The 21,634-nt window shown below is 64.1% G+C and carries 13 protein-coding genes and 1 tRNA gene; 12 read left to right on the top strand and 2 right to left on the bottom strand.

Annotation, left to right across the window (positions count from 1 at the left end):
* Nucleotides 1–110: 110 nt before the first annotated feature.
* The gene (locus IB236_RS02075) at nt 111–2,576 is read right to left on the bottom strand and encodes a UvrD-helicase domain-containing protein (protein WP_192418553.1); all 2,466 of its coding nucleotides are present in this window, start codon (nt 2,574–2,576) and stop codon (nt 111–113) included.
* 43 nt (nt 2,577–2,619) lie between these two features.
* Between IB236_RS02075 and IB236_RS02070 the strand changes: the two genes are divergently transcribed.
* On the top strand, nt 2,620–3,345 hold the full coding sequence (locus tag IB236_RS02070) for a hypothetical protein (protein ID WP_192418551.1): 726 nt from the start codon (nt 2,620–2,622) through the stop codon (nt 3,343–3,345).
* A gap of 204 nt (nt 3,346–3,549) precedes the next feature.
* Nucleotides 3,550–4,527 carry a GMP reductase gene (locus tag IB236_RS02065; protein ID WP_121943499.1) on the top strand — a complete coding sequence of 326 codons (978 nt, stop codon included), beginning with the start codon at nt 3,550–3,552 and terminating at the stop codon, nt 4,525–4,527.
* Nucleotides 4,528–4,560: 33 nt separating this feature from the next.
* Here IB236_RS02065 and IB236_RS02060 read toward each other — a convergent pair whose 3' ends face one another.
* Entirely contained in the window at nt 4,561–5,442 is an 882-nt protein-coding gene (locus IB236_RS02060; protein ID WP_192418549.1) for an alpha/beta hydrolase, read from the bottom strand.
* Nucleotides 5,443–5,652: 210 nt separating this feature from the next.
* Between IB236_RS02060 and IB236_RS02055 the strand changes: the two genes are divergently transcribed.
* The 10 genes from IB236_RS02055 (at nt 5,653) to bcsG (ending at nt 21,513) form a co-directional block, all read left to right on the top strand.
* Nucleotides 5,653–6,537, top strand: coding sequence for an NAD(P)-dependent oxidoreductase (locus IB236_RS02055; RefSeq protein ID WP_121944119.1), 885 nt, complete (start codon nt 5,653–5,655; stop codon nt 6,535–6,537).
* 83 nt (nt 6,538–6,620) lie between these two features.
* Nucleotides 6,621–6,696 (top strand) — tRNA-Lys (locus IB236_RS02050).
* A 496-nt stretch (nt 6,697–7,192) separates the two neighbouring features.
* Complete coding sequence (bcsB, locus tag IB236_RS02045) at nt 7,193–9,568, top strand: cellulose biosynthesis cyclic di-GMP-binding regulatory protein BcsB (protein WP_370539870.1); 2,376 nt, start codon at nt 7,193–7,195, stop codon at nt 9,566–9,568.
* Complete coding sequence (bcsZ, locus tag IB236_RS02040) at nt 9,561–10,715, top strand: cellulose synthase complex periplasmic endoglucanase BcsZ (RefSeq protein WP_192418547.1); 1,155 nt, start codon at nt 9,561–9,563, stop codon at nt 10,713–10,715. Before bcsB ends, bcsZ begins: the two co-directional genes overlap by 8 nt.
* Nucleotides 10,712–14,626 carry a cellulose synthase subunit BcsC-related outer membrane protein gene (locus tag IB236_RS02035; RefSeq protein ID WP_192418545.1) on the top strand — a complete coding sequence of 1,305 codons (3,915 nt, stop codon included), beginning with the start codon at nt 10,712–10,714 and terminating at the stop codon, nt 14,624–14,626. Before bcsZ ends, IB236_RS02035 begins: the two co-directional genes overlap by 4 nt.
* A gap of 1 nt (nt 14,627) precedes the next feature.
* Entirely contained in the window at nt 14,628–16,448 is a 1,821-nt protein-coding gene (locus tag IB236_RS02030; protein ID WP_165836550.1) for a BcsE family c-di-GMP-binding protein, read from the top strand.
* Entirely contained in the window at nt 16,445–16,627 is a 183-nt protein-coding gene (locus IB236_RS02025) for a hypothetical protein (protein WP_133246241.1), read from the top strand. Before IB236_RS02030 ends, IB236_RS02025 begins: the two co-directional genes overlap by 4 nt.
* Nucleotides 16,628–16,640: 13 nt before the next feature.
* Nucleotides 16,641–17,432 carry a cellulose biosynthesis protein BcsQ gene (bcsQ, locus tag IB236_RS02020; RefSeq protein ID WP_116749225.1) on the top strand — a complete coding sequence of 264 codons (792 nt, stop codon included), beginning with the start codon at nt 16,641–16,643 and terminating at the stop codon, nt 17,430–17,432.
* An 83-nt stretch (nt 17,433–17,515) separates the two neighbouring features.
* Nucleotides 17,516–19,939: a UDP-forming cellulose synthase catalytic subunit gene (gene bcsA / locus IB236_RS02015; RefSeq protein ID WP_370539877.1), complete on the top strand. Its 2,424-nt coding sequence runs from the start codon at nt 17,516–17,518 to the stop codon at nt 19,937–19,939.
* A complete protein-coding gene (bcsG, locus tag IB236_RS02010) occupies nt 19,936–21,513 on the top strand; it encodes a cellulose biosynthesis protein BcsG (protein WP_192418543.1) in 1,578 nt (525 codons plus the stop codon). Before bcsA ends, bcsG begins: the two co-directional genes overlap by 4 nt.
* Nucleotides 21,514–21,634: the final 121 nt, after the last annotated feature.

The raw sequence follows: 21,634 nt of genomic DNA, 5'->3' as shown, positions 1-21,634 counted from the left end.
CGCCCACGAGAAGTCCCCACAGGTCTTCCCGCTCTGGAACCCCATGCTCGCACCGCGTAAATCCTTCAGTGCCTCATCATGGGCTGCGGTGCAAGCCCAGCCAAGGCCCACTACTCCACCACCGTCAGCTTGGCCACCGACAGCGCCAGCCACTTGGTGCCGTGGCGCGGAAAGTTGACCTGTGCACGTGCGTCGTCGCCGGTGCCTTCAATGGCCAGCACCTTGCCCTCACCAAACTTGGTGTGGAACACGGCAATGCCCGCGCGCAGGCCGTGCGATGGCGCCGCCTTCTGCGCAGGCACTGGGGGGCTGGCAAACGTCTCGGATTTGAAGCCAAATTGGCCTCTAGAGCTAGATCCATATGCGCCACCAGCTCCTGAATTAGTAGCAAAACTGGGCGTATACGAGCCAAACCCTTGCTGCTTGGGCGTGATCCACTTGAGGGCCGCTTCGGGCAGCTCGTCAAAAAACCGGCTCTTGATGTTGTAGCGCGTCTGCCCGTGCAGCATGCGCGTTTGCGAGTGGCTCAGGTACAGGCGCTTGCGGGCGCGGGTGATGGCCACGTACATCAGACGGCGCTCCTCCTCCAGGCCGTCGCGGTCGCTGGCGGAGTTCTCGTGGGGGAACAGGCCCTCCTCCATGCCGCCGATGAACACGCAGTCAAACTCCAGCCCCTTGCTGGCGTGCACCGTCATGAGCTGCACAGCGTCCTGCCCAGCCTGGGCCTGGTTGTCACCGGCTTCGAGCGCGGCGTGGGTCAGGAAGGCGGCCAGGGGCGAGAGGGTTTCGCCGGTGTCGGCGTCCACGATGCCGGGCACAGCGGGTTTCAAAGGCTCGTCGAGTACGGGCGCGTTCGGGTCCAGCCCTTGGCTGACCACGCTTTGGGCGAGCGGCGTGCCGTGCTCGTCCAGCGGCAGCGCCACCGCGTCACGGCCAAAGCCCTCTTGCGTGACAAAGCTCTCGGCGGCGTTGACCAGTTCCTCCAGGTTCTCGATGCGATCGGCGCCTTCCTTCTCGGTGCGAAAGTGCTCCACCAGCCCCGTGGATTCGAGCATCTGCTCGATGATGCCGCGCAGGTTCAGGCCCTGGGTCTGCTCGCGCAGCACATCCACCATGGCCACAAACGCGCCCAGGTTGGCCCCCGCCTTGCCGGGCACGGCGCTCACCGCGTCGTGCAACGAGCAGCCTGCGGCGCGGGCCGCGTCCTGCAGCACCTCGATGCTGCGCGCGCCAATGCCACGCGGCGGAAAGTTGACGACCCGCGTGAAGCTGGTGTCGTCGTGCGGGTTCTCCAACAGGCGCAGATAGGCCAGCGCGTGCTTGATTTCGGCACGCTCAAAAAACCGCAGGCCGCCGTACACACGGTAGGGCACGCTGGCATTGAACAATGCCGATTCGATCACCCGGCTTTGCGCATTGCTGCGATAGAGCACAGCGATTTCCTTGCGCTCAAAGCCGTCGTTGCGCACCAGTTGCTTGATCTCATCGACCATCCACTGCGCCTCGGCCAGGTCGGAGCTGGCCTCGTACACACGCACGGGCTCGCCCGCGCCCTGCGTGGTGCGGAGGTTCTTGCCCAGGCGGCGGCTGTTGTGGCTGATGAGGTGGTTGGCCGAGTCGAGGATGTTGCTGTAGCTGCGGTAGTTCTGCTCCAGCTTGATCTGGCGCTGCACATCGAATTCGCGCACAAAGTCGGTCATGTTGCCCACGCGCGCGCCACGGAAGGCGTAGATGCTCTGGTCATCGTCGCCCACAGCGATCACGCTGCCACGTGCCTCGTAGCGCCCGCCCACGTCGTTGCCCGCCAGTTGCTTGAGCCAGGCGTACTGCAGCTTGTTGGTGTCCTGGAACTCATCGACCAGGATGTGCTGGAACCGGCGCTGGTAGTGCTCGCGGATCGGGTCGTTGTCGCGCAGCAGCTCGTAAGACCGCAGCATCAACTCGCCGAAGTCCACCACGCCTTCGCGCTGGCATTGCTCTTCGTACAGCTGGTAGACCTCGACCTTCTTGCGGGCGTCGCTGTCGTGCGTGGGCACGTCGCCGGGACGCATGCCCTCTTCCTTGCAGCTGGCGATGAAGTACGACAGCTGCTTGGGAGGAAAGCGCTCCTCGTCCACGTTGTGCTGCTTGCACAGGCGCTTGATGGCCGAGAGCTGATCTTGCGTATCCAGGATCTGGAACGACTGCGGCAGCCCCGCTGCCTTGTGGTGCGCGCGCAGCAGCCGGTTGCACAGGCCGTGGAAGGTGCCAATCCACATGCCACGCACGTTGACCGGCAGCATGGCCGACAGGCGGGCCACCATCTCCTTGGCCGCCTTGTTGGTGAAGGTGACGGCCAGGATGCCGCCGGGCGTGGCGTAGCCGTTTTGCAGCAGCCAGGCAATGCGGGTGGTCAGCACCCGGGTCTTGCCCGACCCCGCCCCCGCCAGGATGAGCGCATGGCCTGCGGGCAAGGTCACCGCAGCCAGTTGTTCATCGTTCAGGTGGGCCAGAAGGGGGGATGCGGCCGAGGGCGCACCGGAGTGTGGGGGCACCAGGGCATCTGGCACACCCGAAAACGGGTCTTGTGGGAACATCCAGCCATTGTAGAAAGCACCCTGCCCCACGCCGCCTCGCACCATGAAAAACATTGCCCTCACCCTGGCCAGCCTGTGGCTGGCCCTGGCGCACGCCCCCCAGGCGATGGCCCAGGCCAGTTGCAGCAGCGACGGCACCCCCAGGCCTGTGGCCGTGTTCGAGCGCTTCATCAGCGCCGACTGCGAGTCCTGCTGGGGCGATGCGGCCACCCCGGCACCGTCAGCCAAGGCAGGTGCCGTGGTGCTGGACTGGATCGTGCCGGGCAAGGCGGGCGACGACGCCCCCCTGTCGGCTGCAGCCTCCACCGACGCGCTGCCCCGCCTGCAAGCCCTGGGGCGCAAGCCCCCCATCTCCACCGATGTGTACGTCACCCCGGTCGATTTAGCAGCGCGTGGCCGGTTGCGCGTGGCCCATGGGGTGGCGTTCAATGACTATGTGGGCACAGGCATCGCCTTCACCCCCTCCCCTGCGGCGCCACAGCGCACTGCGGCTGCCACGCCCCTCGCCTTTTACCTGTTGCTGGTAGAGGCCATACCCGCAGGTACTGACGGCACCGTTGTGCCCCGTTACATCGTACGCAATCAGTTCGAGGGTGCCTGGCCCCAGGCCCAGCGGCACGCACGCAGCAGGGGCAAGCCGTGGGCATGGATGGAAACCCGCTCCATGCGCATCCCCGATGGCGCACAGGCCGACAGGCTGCATCTGGTTGGCTGGGTACAGGATGCCTCGGGCAGCATCGTGGCGGCCGCCCAATCCGTATGCAGGTAATACCGGTGCCGTTATGACGGCCCTTTGGCAGGCGGGTAGAATCAATCACCGGGCCCAAGTTTCTTGACGCCCGGTTTTTTGTGCCTGCGCTCAGCAGGGTTCGGAGTGACTGTCACGTCCACTCCCGCAAAGCCGGTCTGACAGCCAAGCGCCCACCGCCGTCGAAATCGTTTGGCGGCGTCCCTTTATGGAGCTTGGAATCTCATGGAAATCTTCGACTACGACAACATCCTGCTGCTGCCCCGCAAGTGCCGCGTGGAAAGCCGCTCGGAATGCGACGCCAGTGTGGAGCTGGGCGGTCGCCGCTTTCGCCTGCCGGTGGTGCCCGCCAACATGAAGACCGTGGTGGACGAAACCATCTGCACCTGGATGGCGCAGAACGGTTACTTCTACGTCATGCACCGCTTTGACCTGGACAACATCCAGTTCGTCAAGGATATGCATGCCAAGGGCTGCTATGCATCGATCTCGCTGGGCGTGAAGCAACCCGACTACGCCACCGTGGACCAGCTGGTGGCACAGGGCATCACGCCCGAATACATCACCATCGACATCGCCCACGGCCATGCCGACAGCGTGAAGAACATGATTGGCTATCTCAAGGAAAAGCTGCCCAAGTCCTTCGTGATCGCAGGCAATGTGGCGACCCCCGAGGCCATCATCGACCTGGAAAACTGGGGCGCCGACGCGACCAAGGTGGGCGTGGGCCCGGGCAAGGTGTGCATCACCAAGCTCAAGACCGGTTTTGGCACGGGCGGCTGGCAGCTGTCGGCCCTCAAGTGGTGTGCCCGCGTGGCCACCAAGCCCATCATTGCCGACGGGGGCATCCGCAGCCACGGTGACATTGCCAAGAGCATCCGCTTTGGCGCCAGCATGGTGATGATCGGCTCGCTGTTTGCGGGCCACGAGGAATCACCCGGCAAGACGGTGGAAGTGGACGGCGCGCTGTTCAAGGAGTACTACGGCTCGGCCAGTGACTTCAACAAGGGCGAATACAAGCATGTCGAAGGCAAGCGCATCCTGGAGCCCATCAAGGGCAAACTAGCCGAAACGCTCATCGAGATGGAGCAGGACGTGCAAAGCTCCATCAGCTACGCGGGCGGCACCAAGCTGATGGACGTGCGCAAGGTGAACTATGTGATCCTGGGCGGCGACAACGCAGGCGAACACCTGCTGATGTAATTCAGCACCCGGGCGCGGATCGTCGCCCGGTCATCAGGCCCGCAGCAGGTTCTGCGCCATGTGGTGCAGGTCATGCCCGGGCTTGGCCAGGGCATCGACGATGCTGAAGTGGTTCAACCCCGGCAAGGCCACGCTGCGGGGTACAAAATGGCTGCCCCAGGCATCCTGCATGAGCTGGTTCTGGCGCAGGAACTCGGGACTTTCATCCGCCCCGACAGCGCAATACAACGTGCCAGTGGGCGGCTCCAGCAAACGCGCCGGGCTGCATTGCAGCACCTGCTGCTCGGTCAGGTGCAACACCGACTGGTACATGGGTGTGTGCATGACGGGTTCCAGATCGTGCACCCCGGATATCGACAGCGCATTGCGCACCAGGCCATCTGGCAAACCCTTTCCGATGAGCGGCCACACGCTGGTCAGCAGCAGCGCCGCCAGTTGCCCGCCAGCAGAATGCCCTGCTACGGTGATCCGCCGGGGGTCGCCACCATGGGCGGCGATCTGGTGCCACACCCAGCCCAGCGCCTTTTCCATCTGCCGCGCGATGTGGGGAATGGTCACCGGCGCGTCCGGGGTGCCCGGGCACAGCGCGTAGTTCACCACCACCACACAAAACCCGGCCTGGGTGAAAGGCGGCGCGATGAACGAGTGATCCGATTTGTCGAGTGACCGCCAGTAACCGCCGTGGATGAACACCAGCACCGGCACCGGCCCACCCCCGGCACGGGCGGACGGAAACACGTCCAGGGTTTCCCCGGCACCTGTGCCATAGGCCACATCCAGGGCACAGGGGACAGTGGCTCGCACCTGGGCAGAGTCTTGAGCCCAACGCTGGAAGTAGTCCATGTGGTCAGGGACCAGGGCACGATTGTTGTACATGCGCTCCAGCCAGGCAGGGTCGTACAGGGGCAAGGTCATGGGCAAGGGTCTCCGAGTTATGTGGGCTGCCTTCGGTGCCATACCGCAGCCCGGCCAACAGGCTCGGCAGACGCAGGAACGGCGCTGGCGCTGCAGAATCATCTGGCCAATCGCTGTACGCTGCAAGCTCCGTGACAGACTGGAGCGCCAAAAAGGCACATGATGACAACAGAGACACCCTTGAATTCCTCTTTGCAGCAGAACAACGCCATGACCACCACACCGCTTCGCATCGCCGTTCTTGGCATTGGCATGATGGGGTTGCCCATGGCCAGGCGGCTCAGCGAAGCAGGCCACAGGGTGCACGCATGGAACCGCACCCGCGCCAAAGCAGAACCGCTGGCGCAATGGGGTGTCACCGTGCACGGAAGCCCTGCCGATGCCGTCAAGGACGCGGACATTGTCATCAGCCTGCTCGAAAACGGTCCTGTCGTGGGCCAGGTTCTCTTTGAACAGGGCGCCGCGCGGGCAATGCGCCCGGGCGCTCTTTTCATTGACATGGCCTCCATTCAGCCCAGCGAGGCCCGCGACCACGCAGCCCGCCTTGGCGAGCTGGGCCTGACCCACCTGGATGCACCGGTATCTGGGGGCACCGTTGGCGCCGAAGCCGGCACTCTGGCCATCATGGCCGGAGGAAGGCCCGAGGACTATGTCCGCGCCCAGCCCGTGTTTGCTTGCCTGGGGCACGCCACGCATGTGGGGCCACACGGTGCCGGGCAGCTGGCCAAACTGGCCAACCAGATGATCGTGGGCATTACGATTGGCGCCGTGGCCGAAGCGCTGCTGTTTGCCGCCAAGGGTGGTGCCGACATGGCCAAGGTCCGCGAGGCCATTAGCGGCGGTTTTGCCGACAGCCGCATCCTGCAGCTGCATGGCCAGCGGATGGTGGAACGTGACTTCGCCCCCAGGGGCCGCATGGCGGTCCAACTGAAGGACATGCGCAATGCGTTGGCCACCGCCCGGGAAACAGGTTTCGATGCCCCCATCACAGCCCTGTTTGAGGCCTTGTATGCCGAGGGTGTGGACCACGGCCTGGGCGAGCTGGACCACAGCGGCCTCTTCGTCGAGCTGGCCAGCCGCAACGCAATGCAATAATTTTTGAGCACGACTTGCAGAGTGTCCAAAAACTAGTGCATAATTCGAGGCTCTGCAGCGATGCAGACAAATTTTAAAGATTTGGGTTCTTAGCTCAGTTGGTAGAGCAGCGGACTCTTAATCCGTAGGTCGAGTGTTCGAGTCACTCAGGACCCACCAAATCAAGCCGCAAGGCACAAAAAGCCTGCTACCCATAAGTAGCAGGCTTTTTTGTTTCCAGACCGATTGTTTCTCCGCTCGCGGCAACCCGGCCCCATGGCCCGGAGTCGTCCGCCGGCAGCACCATCGTCTGGCCGCCTGGGGCCCACGGCCCCGGTGTCCACCCTCCACGGGTGGCAACGGATGTGTCTTTGCAAGAACCACCGCGTGTTCTGTCCGCCGTCGGCCCGCCATGGAACATGCCATCCGCCATGCCACGGTGACCAGACAGTGCTACAGACGCGCACCGTTTTTTCGAACCATGAATCCAGGCACTTACTCTTCACGTACCTGCTGCAGTCGGGCAACAACACTGCTGGCAAAGCAATTGCAAACAAATGTCCTGCGGAACGTCATGCCCCGGTCCCATCGATACACTTTGTCATACAAGTGACACCACCCAGGCATGGGTCCGATGCGCCCATCCTTCAGGTACGAGCCAGCAAAAAAGAACACTGTGAAATCCACATCTGCAACCCGCGCGCTCCCTCTTTTTGTCGCGCTGATCACTGCCGGGCTGATCTCAGCTCCCGCCCCGCAAGCCAATGCCCAGACCAGCAAGGCCCGTAGCGCGGTGGCCAAAGAGAAGGCTCTGACCCGCCAGGAGCGCGAGTCAGCCCGGGCAGTGCAGGCCAATGACAGCGCGATCGGAGCCAGCCCATCAGACACTCCTACGCTGCCCGCACGGCAGTGGAAAGTCAGCCTCAAGGAACTGGGCGTGGGGCGCCCTGTTTCTTTGCGCGGCGTGGAGAGTGAGGCCAGTGTGGGTGTGGGGGTGCGGCGCGACGAGATCGTCGAAGCCGCCAAGCTGCGCCTGACCTTCACACTGTCACCTGCGCTGATCCCGTCACTGTCGCATCTCAAGCTGATGCTCAATGACGAAACCCTGCAGACCGTGGTGCTGGACAAGGAGCGCCTGGGCACCCCTCAGACTGTCGAGCTCAATATCGACCCGCGCTACTTCACGGATTACAACCGGTTCCGCTTCCAGTTCATCGGCCACTACACGATGGAATGTGAAACGCCCACCCACTCCAGCCTGTGGGCCACCATCAGCAACGACAGCCAGCTGGAGCTTTCGTTGCGGCAGATTCCTCTGCGCAATGACCTCGCGCTGCTGCCTGCGCCGTTTTTCGACCCCCGGGACAACCGCCCCGTCAAGCTGCCGTTTGTGTTCGGCAATCAACCCAGCACCGGTACGCTCAAGGCGTCAGGCTCCATCGCCAGCTGGATTGGCATGCTGGCAGGCTACCGAGGCAACCAGTTCCCGGTGCTGGAAAACCAGCTGCCCCGCTCGCACGCCGTGGTGCTGGCCACCAACAGCCACCGTCCCGCGTTCCTGCAGGACATGGCACCTGTGACCGAGCCCACGATCTCGATGGTCAACCACCCCGAAGTGCCAGGCGCCAAACTGCTGCTGGTGCTGGGCAAAGACGATGCTCAGCTGCAGATGGCGGCAGATGCCCTGGCCCTGGGGAAAGCGGTTTTGTCCGGGCAAACCATTGCCGTCAAATCGCTGGACTATCCCGCGCTGACCAAGCCCTATGACGCCCCTCGCTGGATCACCACCCAGAGGCCCGTGAAACTGGCCGAGCTGGTGGGCAGTCCGTCGGACCTGCAACTGCGTGGCACGGTGCTCAACGACACGGTGAACATCTACACCCGCATGGCCCCAGACCTGTTCACCTGGAACGCCAAAGGCGTGCCGCTGGACCTGGCCTATCGCTACACCCCCAGCAGCGTTTCGGACCATGGGAGTCTGAACATCTCCATCAACAACCAGTTCATCCAGTCCTATCCACTGCAGTCGCGAGACGACCGCACCAGTGGCAAGAACACGGTGATGTTGCCCCTGTTCGATGACGGGAACGCCCAGAACCGTTCGGACCTGAAGATTCCTGCCTTCATGATTGGCGGCGACAACCAGTTGCAGTTCGCATTCCAGATCCCGCCCAACGACCTGGGCCGTTGCAAGTCCGCGCCGCCCACCGAACTGTTTGCGGCCATTGATCCGCAGTCCACCATCGACCTCACGGGGTTTCGCCACTACCTGGCCATGCCCAATCTGGCGGCCTATGCCAACAGCGGCTTTCCGTTCACCCGGGTGCCCGACCTGGCCCAGACCTCCATCATCTTGCCCAACCAGCCCAGCACCGCAGACGTCGAGGTCTTCCTGACCTCCGTAGGCCGCATGAGCGCTTCCACCGGCTATCCGGGCACCCGCTTTCAGCTGCTGCGTGCTGCGGACGCCAACAAGGCGGGTGACACGGACATCCTGATCGTGTCGCAGGCCGACGCCGATGGTTTGCTGGAGCAGTGGAAGAACCACCTGCCAGCCCTGCTGGCCGCTGGCGCCCGGTCGGTGCAGCCCCTGGAACGCGCACTGGGATCGTTCATTGAACTGTTCAACCTAGAGTCCGAACACCGTCTGTCCGCCTCTGGCGGGCAAGCTGTGCTGCAAGGCACAGGGCCGCTGGCAGCAGTCACAGGCTTTGAATCGCCCTTGCACAGTGGTCGCAGCGTGGTGGCGCTCACCGCCACTGACAAGGAAGCCATGGGGCTGCTGAGCCAGAGCCTGAACGATGCGGGCAAGATCAAGAGCCTGCGCGGAGATCTGGGCCTGATGCGCGGCGACGCCATCGAAAGCTTCCGCATCAAGCCTGTGTACTACGTGGGCGACCTGCCTTGGTGGCAACGCCTGTGGTTCCACCTGCACAGCCACCCCTTGCTGCTGGCCTTGGCGGGCATCGCCACCGGCCTTCTGCTGACCTTTATCGTTTATGGCGCCTTGCGCACCATGGCGCGCCGCCGACTGGCATCCCAGCATGACTGAGTCCCTTCGTCGGCGTACGGCCCTGCAGGCTGGCGGCGGTGCTGCACTGCTGTCTTGGCTGCCAGGCCTTCGCGCGCAACCCCAATCCACGGCAGAACGCCCCGGGTGGCCCGCCTGGGAAGCGTTCAAGGCGCAGTTCATCAACGAAGGCGGCCGCGTCATCTCGGATGATGCGGGAGGAGGACAGACCTACTCCGAAGGTCAGGCATACGCCTTATTCTTTGCCTTGGTGGCCAATGACCGAACCACCTTCGACAAGTTGTTGCGCTGGACCGAAAACAACCTCTGTGATGGGGACATGACCGCCCGTCTCCCGGCGTGGCTATGGGGCAAACGCCCCGATGGCAATTGGGGTGTCATCGACAGCAACGCCGCATCGGACGCCGACCTCTGGATGGCCTACGCGCTGGGCGAGGCAGGCCGCCTGTGGAACGTGCGCAGCTACCGCGCACTCTCTGCCTTGCTGGCGGCCCGCATCCTGCGTGAAGAAACCGCGCAACTGCCCGGCCTGGGACTGACCCTTCTGCCAGCGCCCCAGGGCTTTGCACAGAAGGACGGACGCTGGCGCCTGAACCCCAGCTACATGCCCATGCACCTCATGCACTGGCTGGCAGCAGTGGACCCGCAGCCCGAATGGAAGCAACTGGTGGACAGCTCGCTCAAGGTCATCCAGGGCGCTTCACCCAAGGGCTTCACGCCCGACTGGACCGTGTACGACCCTAAGCAGGGCTTTCTGGTGGATGACAAGGGCAAGGAAAAAGGCCAGGGCAGCTACAACGCCATCCGCGTCTATCTGTGGGCGGGCACGTTGCACGCCAACGCTCCCGGCCGCAAGGCCTTGCTGGATAGCCTGCAGCCGATGGCGCGCTTCGTGCGCGAACAGGGATACCCGCCTGAGTCCATCGACATCCTGACAACCCAAGCCTCGGGCCCCGCCCCCTCCGGGTTCTCGGCTGCAGTCCTGCCATTTTTGCGGGCAGTGGGCGACGACCGCACCCTGCAATCGCAGCGCATGCGCCTGGAGGCCCGCCCCTTGCGTCCCACGGCCTACTACGAGCAGGTGCTCGGCTTGTTTGGGCTGGGCGCCATGGAGGGGCAATATCGCTTCACTGCAAACGGCCAACTCACTGTGCGATGGAAACCGTGAAACGCCGCACACACCGCTGGCTCCCCTCCCTGACCTTGCTCGCCGCCGCCTGCCTGCCCGGCCAGCACGGCGTGCACGCCAGCACCCCACCCGCCATCGAAGCTGAGCTGCTCAGCGGCGCCCGCCTGTGGGCCAGCAAAAACCGGCCGGATATGGCCCGCCAACTGGTGGACAAGCTGCTGGCCATGGACCCGAACTCTCCCGAAGGCCTGGCAACGCTGGGCGACCTGGCGCTGCGCGAAAAGAAAAGCGACGAGGCCCAGCGCGTGCTGGCCACCTTGCGTGCACGCCACCCCGGCCATGTGCTGACCCAGGAACTGGAAACCCTGGTGCGCGTGTATGGCCCCGACCGCGAAAAACTGGCCCAGATGCGCTTGATGGCACGCGCAGGCCGCAAGGCCGAGGCCGCCGATCTGGCACGCGAGCTGTTTCCGCAAGGCCCGCCCACGCTCGGCGGACTGGCGCTGGAATACCACCAGATCATGGGCTCCACCGCCAAACAGAGCACCGAATCCCAGCGCCAGCTGGCCAAGCTGTACCAGCAGACCGGGGAGTCCCGCTACCGGCTTGCACAACTGGAGCTGCGCATGTACCAGGGGGGCAACCCGACGGCCGTGGTGCAGGAGATCGAGGCCCTGGCAAAGCAGCCCGATACCAACGCCCAACAGCTGCAAGACCTCTGGCGTCGCGCCCTGGACCGGCTGGCCAACACCCCAGCCAACCAGCCCCGCGTGCGCGCATTTCTGCAGCGCTACCCGGCTGACAGCGCCATGGTGGAACGACTGGCCGCCATGCAACAGGCGGTCGAGCGCGCAGAGCGCGCGGCCCGTGACCCCGCCAACATCGCCCGCCAGGCAGCGCGCACTGCCCTTGACCAAGGCGATATGGAGTTGGCGGAAGAGCAGGTCCAGGCGACGCTGGCTTTGCGCCCCCAGGACGGAGAAAGCCTGGGAAACCTGGGATTGATCCGCCTGCGCCAAGGCCAGCATGCACAGGCGCAGGACCTCTTCAGCCAGGCCTATGCGCTCACACGCCAGAGCCACTGGAAGGACCTGCAGGCCACCGCCAGATTCTGGGGACTGCTGCGACAGGCCGACAGAGCCGTCGAACAGAACGAACTGGTCACCGCTGCCAGCCTGGCCGAACGCGCGCTGCAGATGCAGCCCCAAAGTGCTGACGCATTGACCACCCTGGCGAGCATTCGCGACCTGCAAGGGGACCATGCGCTGGCAGAAAATTTCTACCAACAAGCCCTCCAACAGGAGCCCAACAGCACCTCCGCCATCAAAGGCCTGGCAAGTCTCTATGCCCGCACCGGGCGGGTGACCAAAGCGCTGTCCCTGCTGGCCGAGGCTGCCGCACGTGACACGACACTTGCCGAAAAACTCGCCAGTGCCCAGGCGGATGTGCTGGTGGCCCAGGCCGAGGACGACCTTCAGGCCCAGCGCCTCGGCCCCGCGCTGCGTGCACTGGAGTCGGCTGTGGTACTCACCCCCGACGATGCGTGGATACGGCACCGCCTCGCACGTGTTTACTTGCGCCTGGGCCGTCCCCAAGAAGCACTGCACGTCGTGGATGAGGGTGTGGCGCGCATTCCGTCCGGCACCGTCGGCGCAGAGATGTTGTATGCCCGCGCCCTGATACGCTCTGCCCTGGACGATGACAGCGCTGCCCTCGCAGACATGCAGCGGATACCCTCCGCCGATCAGACAGACGCCATGCGCGCGCTGGTGCGGCGCTCTCAGGTCAAGTCGCTCGTCGCCCAAACTCTGAAGCCCCTGCCTGCCGCAGAGGTCGATGCGCTGCTACAGCAAGCGGAACAAGAAGCGGGCAATGAAGCAGACCTGCTCTACAGCGTAGCCAATGCCTGGTTTCGCCGTGCACAGCCCGCACGGGGCGTGGCAGTCTTCCATCGCCTGGCAACGCGCGTTCCCACACTGGCGCCAGACACGCAACTGGACTACGCACAGCTGCTCAACCGGGCCGAGGATGAGGCCGGCCTCGCCGAGCAATTGCCTCGCCTGCTGCAAACCAAGGGCTGGAGCGCCGAGCAAGAAAACCGGCTGGTAGCGCTGTACACCGCGCACCAGGAGCGGCTCATCGAGAAGCAGCAGCAGGCTGGACGCCCCAACGAAGCCTCGCGGCTGGCACGCCAGGCGACACGGCTGCCGGACACACTCTCCACACCGCGCCAACGCAGCCTGGCTCAGGCCCGCTTGCTCATGGCTGCGGCCGAATATGCCGATGCCGCCCAATTGCTCAAGCCCCTGGCATCCGCACAACCTGACGATCTGTCCGTTCGCATGGCGCTGGCTGACACGTTGTCACGACTGCAGGACACCGGAGACAGGCGGGCCGCGGCCAATGAGGCAGACTGGTTGAAAGACCGTATCCCACCGGACGATGTGGGGCAGCAACTGGCAGTGTTGCGCATCTGGCAACGCATTGGCCGCATGGACGAAGCGCGGGCATTGGCGACCCGCTTGCTGGACCGCTTTCCGCAAGACAGTGACGTGCTGCTGCATGCAGCGCGCCTGGAGCGGGCCAACCGCAACTATACGCAGGCCATGGTGTTCTTCCGCAGCGCCCTCCTGCTGGAGACGCGCGGAAGGGAAGCCCCTCCCGCAACGGAACCCAACAGACAAACCCGGTCGTCGAGTGATTCAGACAGCCCGCTGGTTCTCCAGCAGAGCTACACGCTGTCCCTGCCGGCGGACCCTGCAGTCGTCGCCAAGATTCAGGGCGAGATCGACGCTATCGAGGCACGGCGCCAGCCGCGAATCGAAGCGGGACACCAGGCGCTGAGCAAGCGCTCCACGGACGGAATCTCCAGCCTGCGCGGCTGGGAACGTCCTGTGGTGGCGTGGATGCCGCGTGGCTACGACGGGCACTATTTCTTGCACGTGGATCGGGTGCAGCTGGATGCGGGCGATCTCCCCGCCGATGGTCCAGACCTGCTCACTTACGGGCAGGTGGCGGCACTACCACCCGGGTCCTCCTTTGCCACCGAGCGACGCCAACGGGGCCAGGGCACCAACCTGGGTTTCGGCTATGTGGGAGACGATGTCCAGTGGGACATCGGAACCACTGGGGTTGGATTTCCGGTGACCAATGTCGTAGGGGGCCTGTCCAAAACCGGCGATCTGGGCCGCTACAGCTACAAACTCGAAGCGTATCGGCGCCCCATCACTGGCAGCCTGCTGTCGTACGCAGGGGCACGCGATCCCATCACAGGCCAGGTATGGGGCGGCGTGGTAGCAACGGGCGCTGCAGGCCGTCTTTCTACCGACATTGGGCCCTACAGCACCTCGCTGAGCCTGAGCCTGGCCGCCCTCACCGGCAAAAATGTGGCAACCAACACCCGCGCCCAGCTGCGGTGGGCACTGGACCGCGATGTATGGCGCCATAGCGATAGCGTGGTCAACCTCGGTGTTGCCGTCTCAGCTTGGCACTATGGCAAAGACCTGTCCGAATTCAGCTTCGGCCACGGCGGCTATTACAGCCCACGCAACTACGTATCCGTCGCCTTGCCACTGGAATGGAGTGGACGCCGCGGCGCACTGACCTGGCTGGCCCGCGGGTCCGTCTCTGTATCGCGCAGTAGCAGTGGCGGCAGCGACTATTTTCCGCAGAGCGCACTCCTGCAGGCCCTGGCGCGTGCCCGGCTGGCGGCCGACGGTGGCGTTCCGGTGTACGCGGGCAGTTCGGGCTCGGGTTTCGGGCGTTCGTTCCGGGGGGCACTGGAATACCAGGTCACGCCACATCTCGCACTGGGTGCACAGCTGGAGCTGGATCGCTCGGCCTACTACGCGCCCACCAATTTCATGGTGTATGGCCGCTACCGCTTTGAGCCCGGGAACGCTCCACTGGACAACCGCCCACGGCCGGTGCAAACCTATTCCAGCTTCTGACATGTCCCCCGCCCCTTCATCCCCACGCAAGAGCCCACCCGCAACAGGTGTGCTGCACTCGCTCGCCCAGCGCCTTCGGCCCTCTTTGGGTACAGCCAGCGCCATCCAGCGACCGACAAGCATCGGCATTGCAGGCCTGCCAGACGGCATTGGCCAGTTGCCATCCCATGTGCCCGTCTCTCTGGTTGCCGCCGACAGCAGAAGTGCTGCGGCATGGTTTCCCGCGCTGATCGAAGACGCTTTGGCCGCTGGCCCCTTGGGGCTGGTGGCGTCCAGCACGCAGTGGCTGGACGAGTTGCTGGAGTACCCCGAGCTGCGAGCGGCTTACCGCGCTGGTCGGCTCAAGCTCTGGGTGCTATCGCCTGGGTTGCAGGCGCAAGTACAGCGCCATGGACTCAGTCCACTCGTGCAGGAGCTTGAGCGGACCGGCCTGCAGCCACAGCACGCACTGTATCTGTGCGACGCACAGAACCTGCTGTCCGGACTGAACGTCGCCCAACTCGCACATGTCAGCGACCAGCTCAGCGCCCTGTGCCGCCAACGGCAGCGCCCGGTGGTACTGGGGTTCACCCCGCCGCTGGATGCCACTGCCCTTTTGCCAACGCTGCGCAACCTGTGCCAGATGTCCATGCACATCGCCACCTTGCATGCTGACGCTGACCGCTGGCGCCTGAGCCTGGACCGCTGGGGTTCGGACACCGGGGCGCTGTTTCAGACCGGCTTTGGCCTGGTGCAAGAAGCCAGCACACACCGACTGACTGCCGACGGCACGCGCACCCAAGGCGCTACCCCCGAACTGGTCACTGCAGCCGACCAATGGGGCGTGCTAGCAACCCGGGCATCGGTGGAGGGGCAACGCGGTATCCCTGGTCACTGGCGCATCGTCGATGGGCTGGAGGACATCGAAGTGGCTGCTGCGACCTGCGTGGCCTCCACGGTGCTGATCGACGCGGGCTCTGCGGGCGATTTTGAATCCCGCGCACGCCTGGTGCACCACCTGCGTCTCTCGCGCCCCCCAACGCTCAAGATTGTGGTGCGCGAGAACCTCGGCAAGTTGCGCACCCACAGCGAACAGGCACTGCTGCAACTGGGCGCCAGCGCGGTGGTCTACAAAGAGGTGGGTTTCTCGCGACTGCTGCAACTACTGCAGGACATCAACGCTCAGAGCCACACCCGCAAAGTCCACCCCGACTACGCTCAGGCGCTCGACAGCTTCATGCCCCCCCGCGAGCGGGGCTACCAGGCCCCGGGACGATTCTGTACGTTAGTACGCGGCATGCTCGACCGCACCCATGACATTGGCCTGTCGCACAGTCTGGTACGGCTCAACATGCTGGACCGGATGCCGCACCTCGATGCTTTGCGCGCCTGCCACACCTCGCGCGATGGCGACTTGTTCACGGCCGACCACGAAGCGATCTACGTGTTCCTGTTCGCCTGCCGGGAGCCCGATGTAGAGCTGGCACTGCAACGGGTATTCGCGCTGCCGCTGACCCAGCTTTTCACTTCGCAAGCTACGGACTGCTCAGCGCCGGGTATACGCGCGATGACTGAACAGTTGCAAGAATCCCTGCGCAAGGGCGTACCTGACTACAGTGCCATCTTGGCAGCAGTCAGCGCCCCCACACCTGCCGCCCTGGAGGCTCCTCCTGCCACGCCTTTGGCGCAGTTAAGAGAGGATGCGCTGGCACTGCCAAAGCACACCCACATAGAGAGCCAACAGTCCGCGGCCTCGCCGCTCGTTGTGACAAGACCGCAAATGCGACCACGTCCCATCGGACGGCGCGCCGCGCCACGCCCCCTTGGAAGGACGTCTGCATGACTGCATGGATGCTTGTTTACGTGCTGCTGGGCGTCTTGCTGGCTTGGCCGTGTGGTTGGCTGCTGCGCCGCGTGCTGAAGGCGCGCCAGCCGTTACGCTGCGTGCAGCCCTATCGGCCAAACCTTCCGCAAAGCGAATCGCCCATTACCCCAAAAGGTGGGATGACCAAAGCCCCATGAACAAAGAGTTTGCATGCGCGTGATTGCTGTCGTTTCGCCGCTCGGCGGGTCCGGGCGCACCACCATGGTCGCCCACCTGGCGTCCATTGGTGCCCGTCAAGGCCAGCACACCTTGGCCGTAGAACTCTGCGCCCAGAATCTGCTGGGCATACACCTGGGCATGCCCCGCCCCGCCAGTCAGGGATGGGCAGCACTTGCTGCCACAGGCTCTTGGTGGGCAGACGGCAGCTTCGACAACACGGACGGCGTCTGCGTTCTGCCCTTTGGCCCAGCGGCGCCAGAAACCATCACGACGCTCCACCAGTTGCTGGCTGCCCACCCACAGTGGCTACAAGACCAGTTGGAACTGCTCGACGTGCCAGAGGATTGCACGATACTGCTGGACACACCGCAATGGCCTTCGCCGCTGGCCCAGGCAGCGCTGCGCTGCGCAGATGCGGTGTTGGTGGTCATGGAAGCGTCTGCGCGCGGATGTGCCAGCACGGACGCCGTACGCGCCATGCTGCAGGCGTCGTCAGCAGCGCCCAACGTGCAGGGCATCGCAGTCACGCGTTTTGACCCGCGCCGCGCATCGCACCGGGAGGCGCTCAGCACATTGCGCCAGCAGTGGGGAAGCCAATTGCTGCCCTATACCGTGCATGAAGACGAGAACCTCTCACGTGCACTGGCCGCATCGCAATGCGTGAACGGCATGGCACCGCATGCACAGTCTGCGCACGATCTCCAGGGCATCTTCCATTGGCTGTCGGCAGTGCCTCCGTTGCCGCCGCTGCCTGCGCCTGCAGCTGGAGTGGTTGCACCATGACAGACCAGGCGCCCTCGGGCACCACCACACCCACCCCGGCCACCGAACAAGCGGACGCGCTGGTGCCCACCCGCAAGGCGCTGATGTGGCTCGGGCGCCAGCTTGAGGTCGGGCATGAGGCTCCCTGGTGGATGTGGTTGTGGCGCTGTTTCGTTCTACCACCCTCGCCACAGCGCGCATTGCGCCCCTGGTTGCTGCGCCCAGTGCGCGGGCTTTGGGCAGGCCTCGGCTGGGCCATGCGCTGGCTCTGGCGAGTCCTGGCACTGGCGCTGACACTGGTTTTCTGGCCCATCCGGCTTTTCCTGCGTGCCATGGACCGCCTGGCAACCCACGTCAACGTGGGCAAGGGCATGCGACTGGCAGACCAGTGGCTCACACCGGCCCTGGAGATTCCTGGCCTGCGCTGGGTGATCCTGGCGGTGGGGGCGGTCACCGGTCTGGTCGTCATGACCACCCCATTCAACTGGTTTGGGCAACTGTTGTTCATGCTGCTCTGCTGGGGGCTGTCCCTGGTGCTCCGGCGCCTGCCAGGCCGCTATCCTTCGCTGGCGCTTGCAGCGATCAGCCTGCTGGCGATGGGGCGTTACGCCTGGTGGCGCCTGACTTCATCGATTGAATTCGACTCGGTCATCGAGTCCTTCCTGGGCTACGGCCTGCTGGCGGCAGAGGCCTACACCTGGTTGGTGGTGGTGCTGGGCTTCATACAGACTGCCTGGCCCCTGCACCGCAGTCCGGCGGAGCTGCAAGGCGCGCCCGCGTCCTGGCCCACGGTGGATGTGTACATCCCCACCTATAACGAGCCGCTGAGTGTGGTGCGCACCACGGTGCTGGCGTCGATGGCACTGGACTGGCCCAAAGACAAGGTCAAGGTCTTCATCCTGGACGATGGGCGGCGCGAGGAATTCCGTGCCTTTGCCGAATCCATGGGCGTGGGCTATATCGTGCGGCCCGACAACAACCACGCCAAGGCTGGCAACCTGAACCATGCGCTGGGCAAGACCGATGGTGAGCTGGTCGCCATCTTCGACTGCGACCACATTCCCACACGCTCCTTCCTGACCACGGCCGTGGGCTGGTTCCAGCGCGACCCGAAGTGCGCCATGCTGCAAACGCCGCACCACTTCTTCTCACCCGACCCGTTTGAGCGCAACCTGGGCACCTTCCGCCGTGTGCCCAACGAAGGTGCCCTGTTCTACGGTCTGATCCAGGATGGCAATGATTTCTGGAACGCCACGTTCTTCTGCGGTTCCTGCGCCGTAATACGCCGCGGCCCACTGCTGGAGGTCGGCGGCATCGCCGTGGAAACGGTGACCGAGGATGCGCACACCGCCCTCAAGCTGCACCGGCGCGGCTACACCACGGCTTACATCAACGAGACGCAGGCCGCTGGCCTGGCCACCGAGAGCCTGTCGGCCCATGTGGGCCAGCGTATCCGCTGGGCGCGCGGCATGGCGCAGATCTTCCGCGTGGACAACCCCTTCCTGGGCAAGGGCCTCACGCTGTGGCAGCGCATCTGCTATGCCAACGCCATGGTGCACTTCTTCTTCGGGCTGCCGCGGCTGGTGTTCCTCACCGCGCCCATGGCCTTCTTGTTTTTTGAATGGCACATCATCAACGCGGGCGCCATCATGATCGCGCTGTATGTGCTGCCATACATCCTGCAGTCCAACATCGCCAATGCGCACGTGCAAGGCGAGCACCGGCACACGTTCTGGGCTGAGGTCTACGAAACGGTGTTGGCCTGGTACGTGGCCCTGCCCACCACGGTGGCTCTGATCAATCCGCGCCTTGGCAAGTTCAATGTGACAGCCAAGGGCGGGCTGGTGGATGAGCCGTACTTCGACTGGGTGATCTCCCGCCCCTACACCGTGCTGGTCCTGCTCAACTTCGCAGCCTTCGGCATGGGGCTGCTGCGCCTGTTCATTTGGAATACCGAGGAAACCGCCACCGTACTCCTCAATCTGCTATGGACGGTTTACAGCATCCTCATGCTGGGTGCTGCGTTGGGTGTGGCATCCGAAGCACGCCAGGTGCGGCGAATGCACCGCGTGGCCACGCAATTGCCCGCGACCTTGTACCAGGACGACGGAACCGTGCTGAGGGCCCTTTGCCTCGACTTTTCCATGACTGGTGTAGGCCTGCAATTACCTGAAGGCACTCCACTGGCCGTGGGAGACAAGGTGCAGGTGGGACTGTGGCGCAACGATACGGAATGCACCTTTCCAGCCACGGTGATGTTGCACAGAGGCCAGAGTGCCACCGGTTTTCAGTTTGACCCCATGACGCGCGAACAACAAATCGACCTGGTGCAGTGCACCTTTGCCCGCCCCGACACCTGGAGGCAATGGAACGACAGCCACGATACCGACCGACCTTTGCATGGCCTGCAGGAAATCGCGCAGCTGGGCGTGCTGGGCTACCGCAAGTTCTGGACTTCGCTGGTGGAGTCGGCACGCAGCCGATGGCCCCTTCGCAAGCAGCGCGGGCAAGAAAGGCTGCCGGCATGAGCTTCTGGCATTTGATTTTCCTTGCCAAGGTGGGCCTGTACTTTGGTGGCTATATCGGCTTGAACTGGTGGCTGAACCTGCTGTTGTGGGCGTCCATGCTGCCCCCCATTGCGCACACGGGGTGGCGCCGTGTACGCGCTGCAGTCGCCGTACCGGCTGCCATCGCACTGCTGTATGCCGACTCTTACCTTCCCAGCCCAGGACGCGTGCTGTCGCAGCTCAAAGCGCTGAGTGGCTTCAGCGCGGACTACTGGCTGGAACTTGCCCAGCGGGTGTTCAACCCTGAAATGCTGCTGGTGGGACTGGTCGGCATCGTGCTTTATGCAGCACTGGCCCGGCGGGTCCGTGCGGGGACTTTTGCATTGCTGGCGTTGTTGAGCGTACCGGTGGTAGCGGCCCTGCAGGAGCAGGCGGCTACGCCCCAGGCCACCATGGCCGCAGCAAGCGGATCGAACTCGGCCGCTGCGCCCAACGACAATCAGGAAACGTCGCCAGACGCTCTGTTGCAACGCTTTTACGCCAGCGAAAGCCAAAGGCGCGTCCAGTTCACCGCGCCCAATGCCCCCCCGGCATTCGACATCATCCTGCTGCATGTGTGCTCCTTGTCGTGGGATGACATGAACTTTGTAGGACAGCGGGACAACCCATTCCTCAAGCGTTTTGATGTGCTGTTCACCAACTTCAACAGTGCCGCCAGCTACAGCGGGCCAGCCTCGCTGCGGGTATTGCACGGCACCTGTGGGCAAACACCACACAACAAGCTGTACGAGGGCATTGATCCGCAGTGCTACGTGTTTCCCAACCTGGAAAAAGTGGGCTACCAGACCGCTGCACTGCTCAACCACGACGGGGTGTACGAAGAGTTTGCCCATGCGCTTGAGCAGCGCGGAGGCCTTGCTGGCAAGCTGCAGTCCAATCAGGGCGCGCCCGTGCACATGCAGAATTTTGACGGCTCGCCCATCTATAACGACCACGCCTTGTTGGCGCAATGGTGGAAGAAGCGCAGCACTGACCGCAGCACCGGGCCCGTGGCGCTGTACTACAACACCATCTCCCTGCACGACGGAAATCGCGTGCCGGGCATGGCTTCGCGCAACAGCCTGGAGACGTTCAAGCCCCGCCTGGTACAGCTGCTCGCCGACTTCGACAAGTTCATCTCCGAACTGGAGGCAGCAGGCCGCCCTGTGGTCGTGATGCTGGTCCCTGAGCACGGCGCATCGCTGCGCGGCGACAAGATCCAGATGTCGGGCATGCGGGAGATTCCTGGCCCCCGCATCACCCTGGTCCCTGCTGCGGTGAAGCTGGTGGGCATGAAGCCATCTGAGGCATCCGCCCCAGCAGCGCCCGTGATCGTGAACCAGCCGATGAGCTACCTGGGCTTGTACACCTTGCTAGGCGATCTGATTCGCGACAACCCTTACGCCGACTCCGCGCGCCCGTTGGCGGAGCGGCTCGCGGCCCCGGTCACTACTCCCTTTGCGTCAGAGAACGCCGATGTGATCGTGATGCGCAACATGGAAGGCAAGTACGTGATGCGCTCGGGGAACGGTGAATGGGTTCCCTACAACTATTGATTGCGTTGGCTTACAGCCCCAAGGGGGTGTGACGAGGGGGCTGCGCGACAGACCCCTTCTCCACACCCTGCCGCATGCGTCCCGCATAATCCATCCGCACTACCGCGTCATCCCGCGATGC

Origin of the sequence: Acidovorax sp. ACV02, assembly GCF_014851475.1 — a bacterium.
Classification (GTDB): domain Bacteria; phylum Pseudomonadota; class Gammaproteobacteria; order Burkholderiales; family Burkholderiaceae_C; genus Acidovorax; species Acidovorax delafieldii.
Note: the sequence above shows the minus strand (reverse complement) of the source record. Positions and strands in the feature narration are given on the sequence as shown.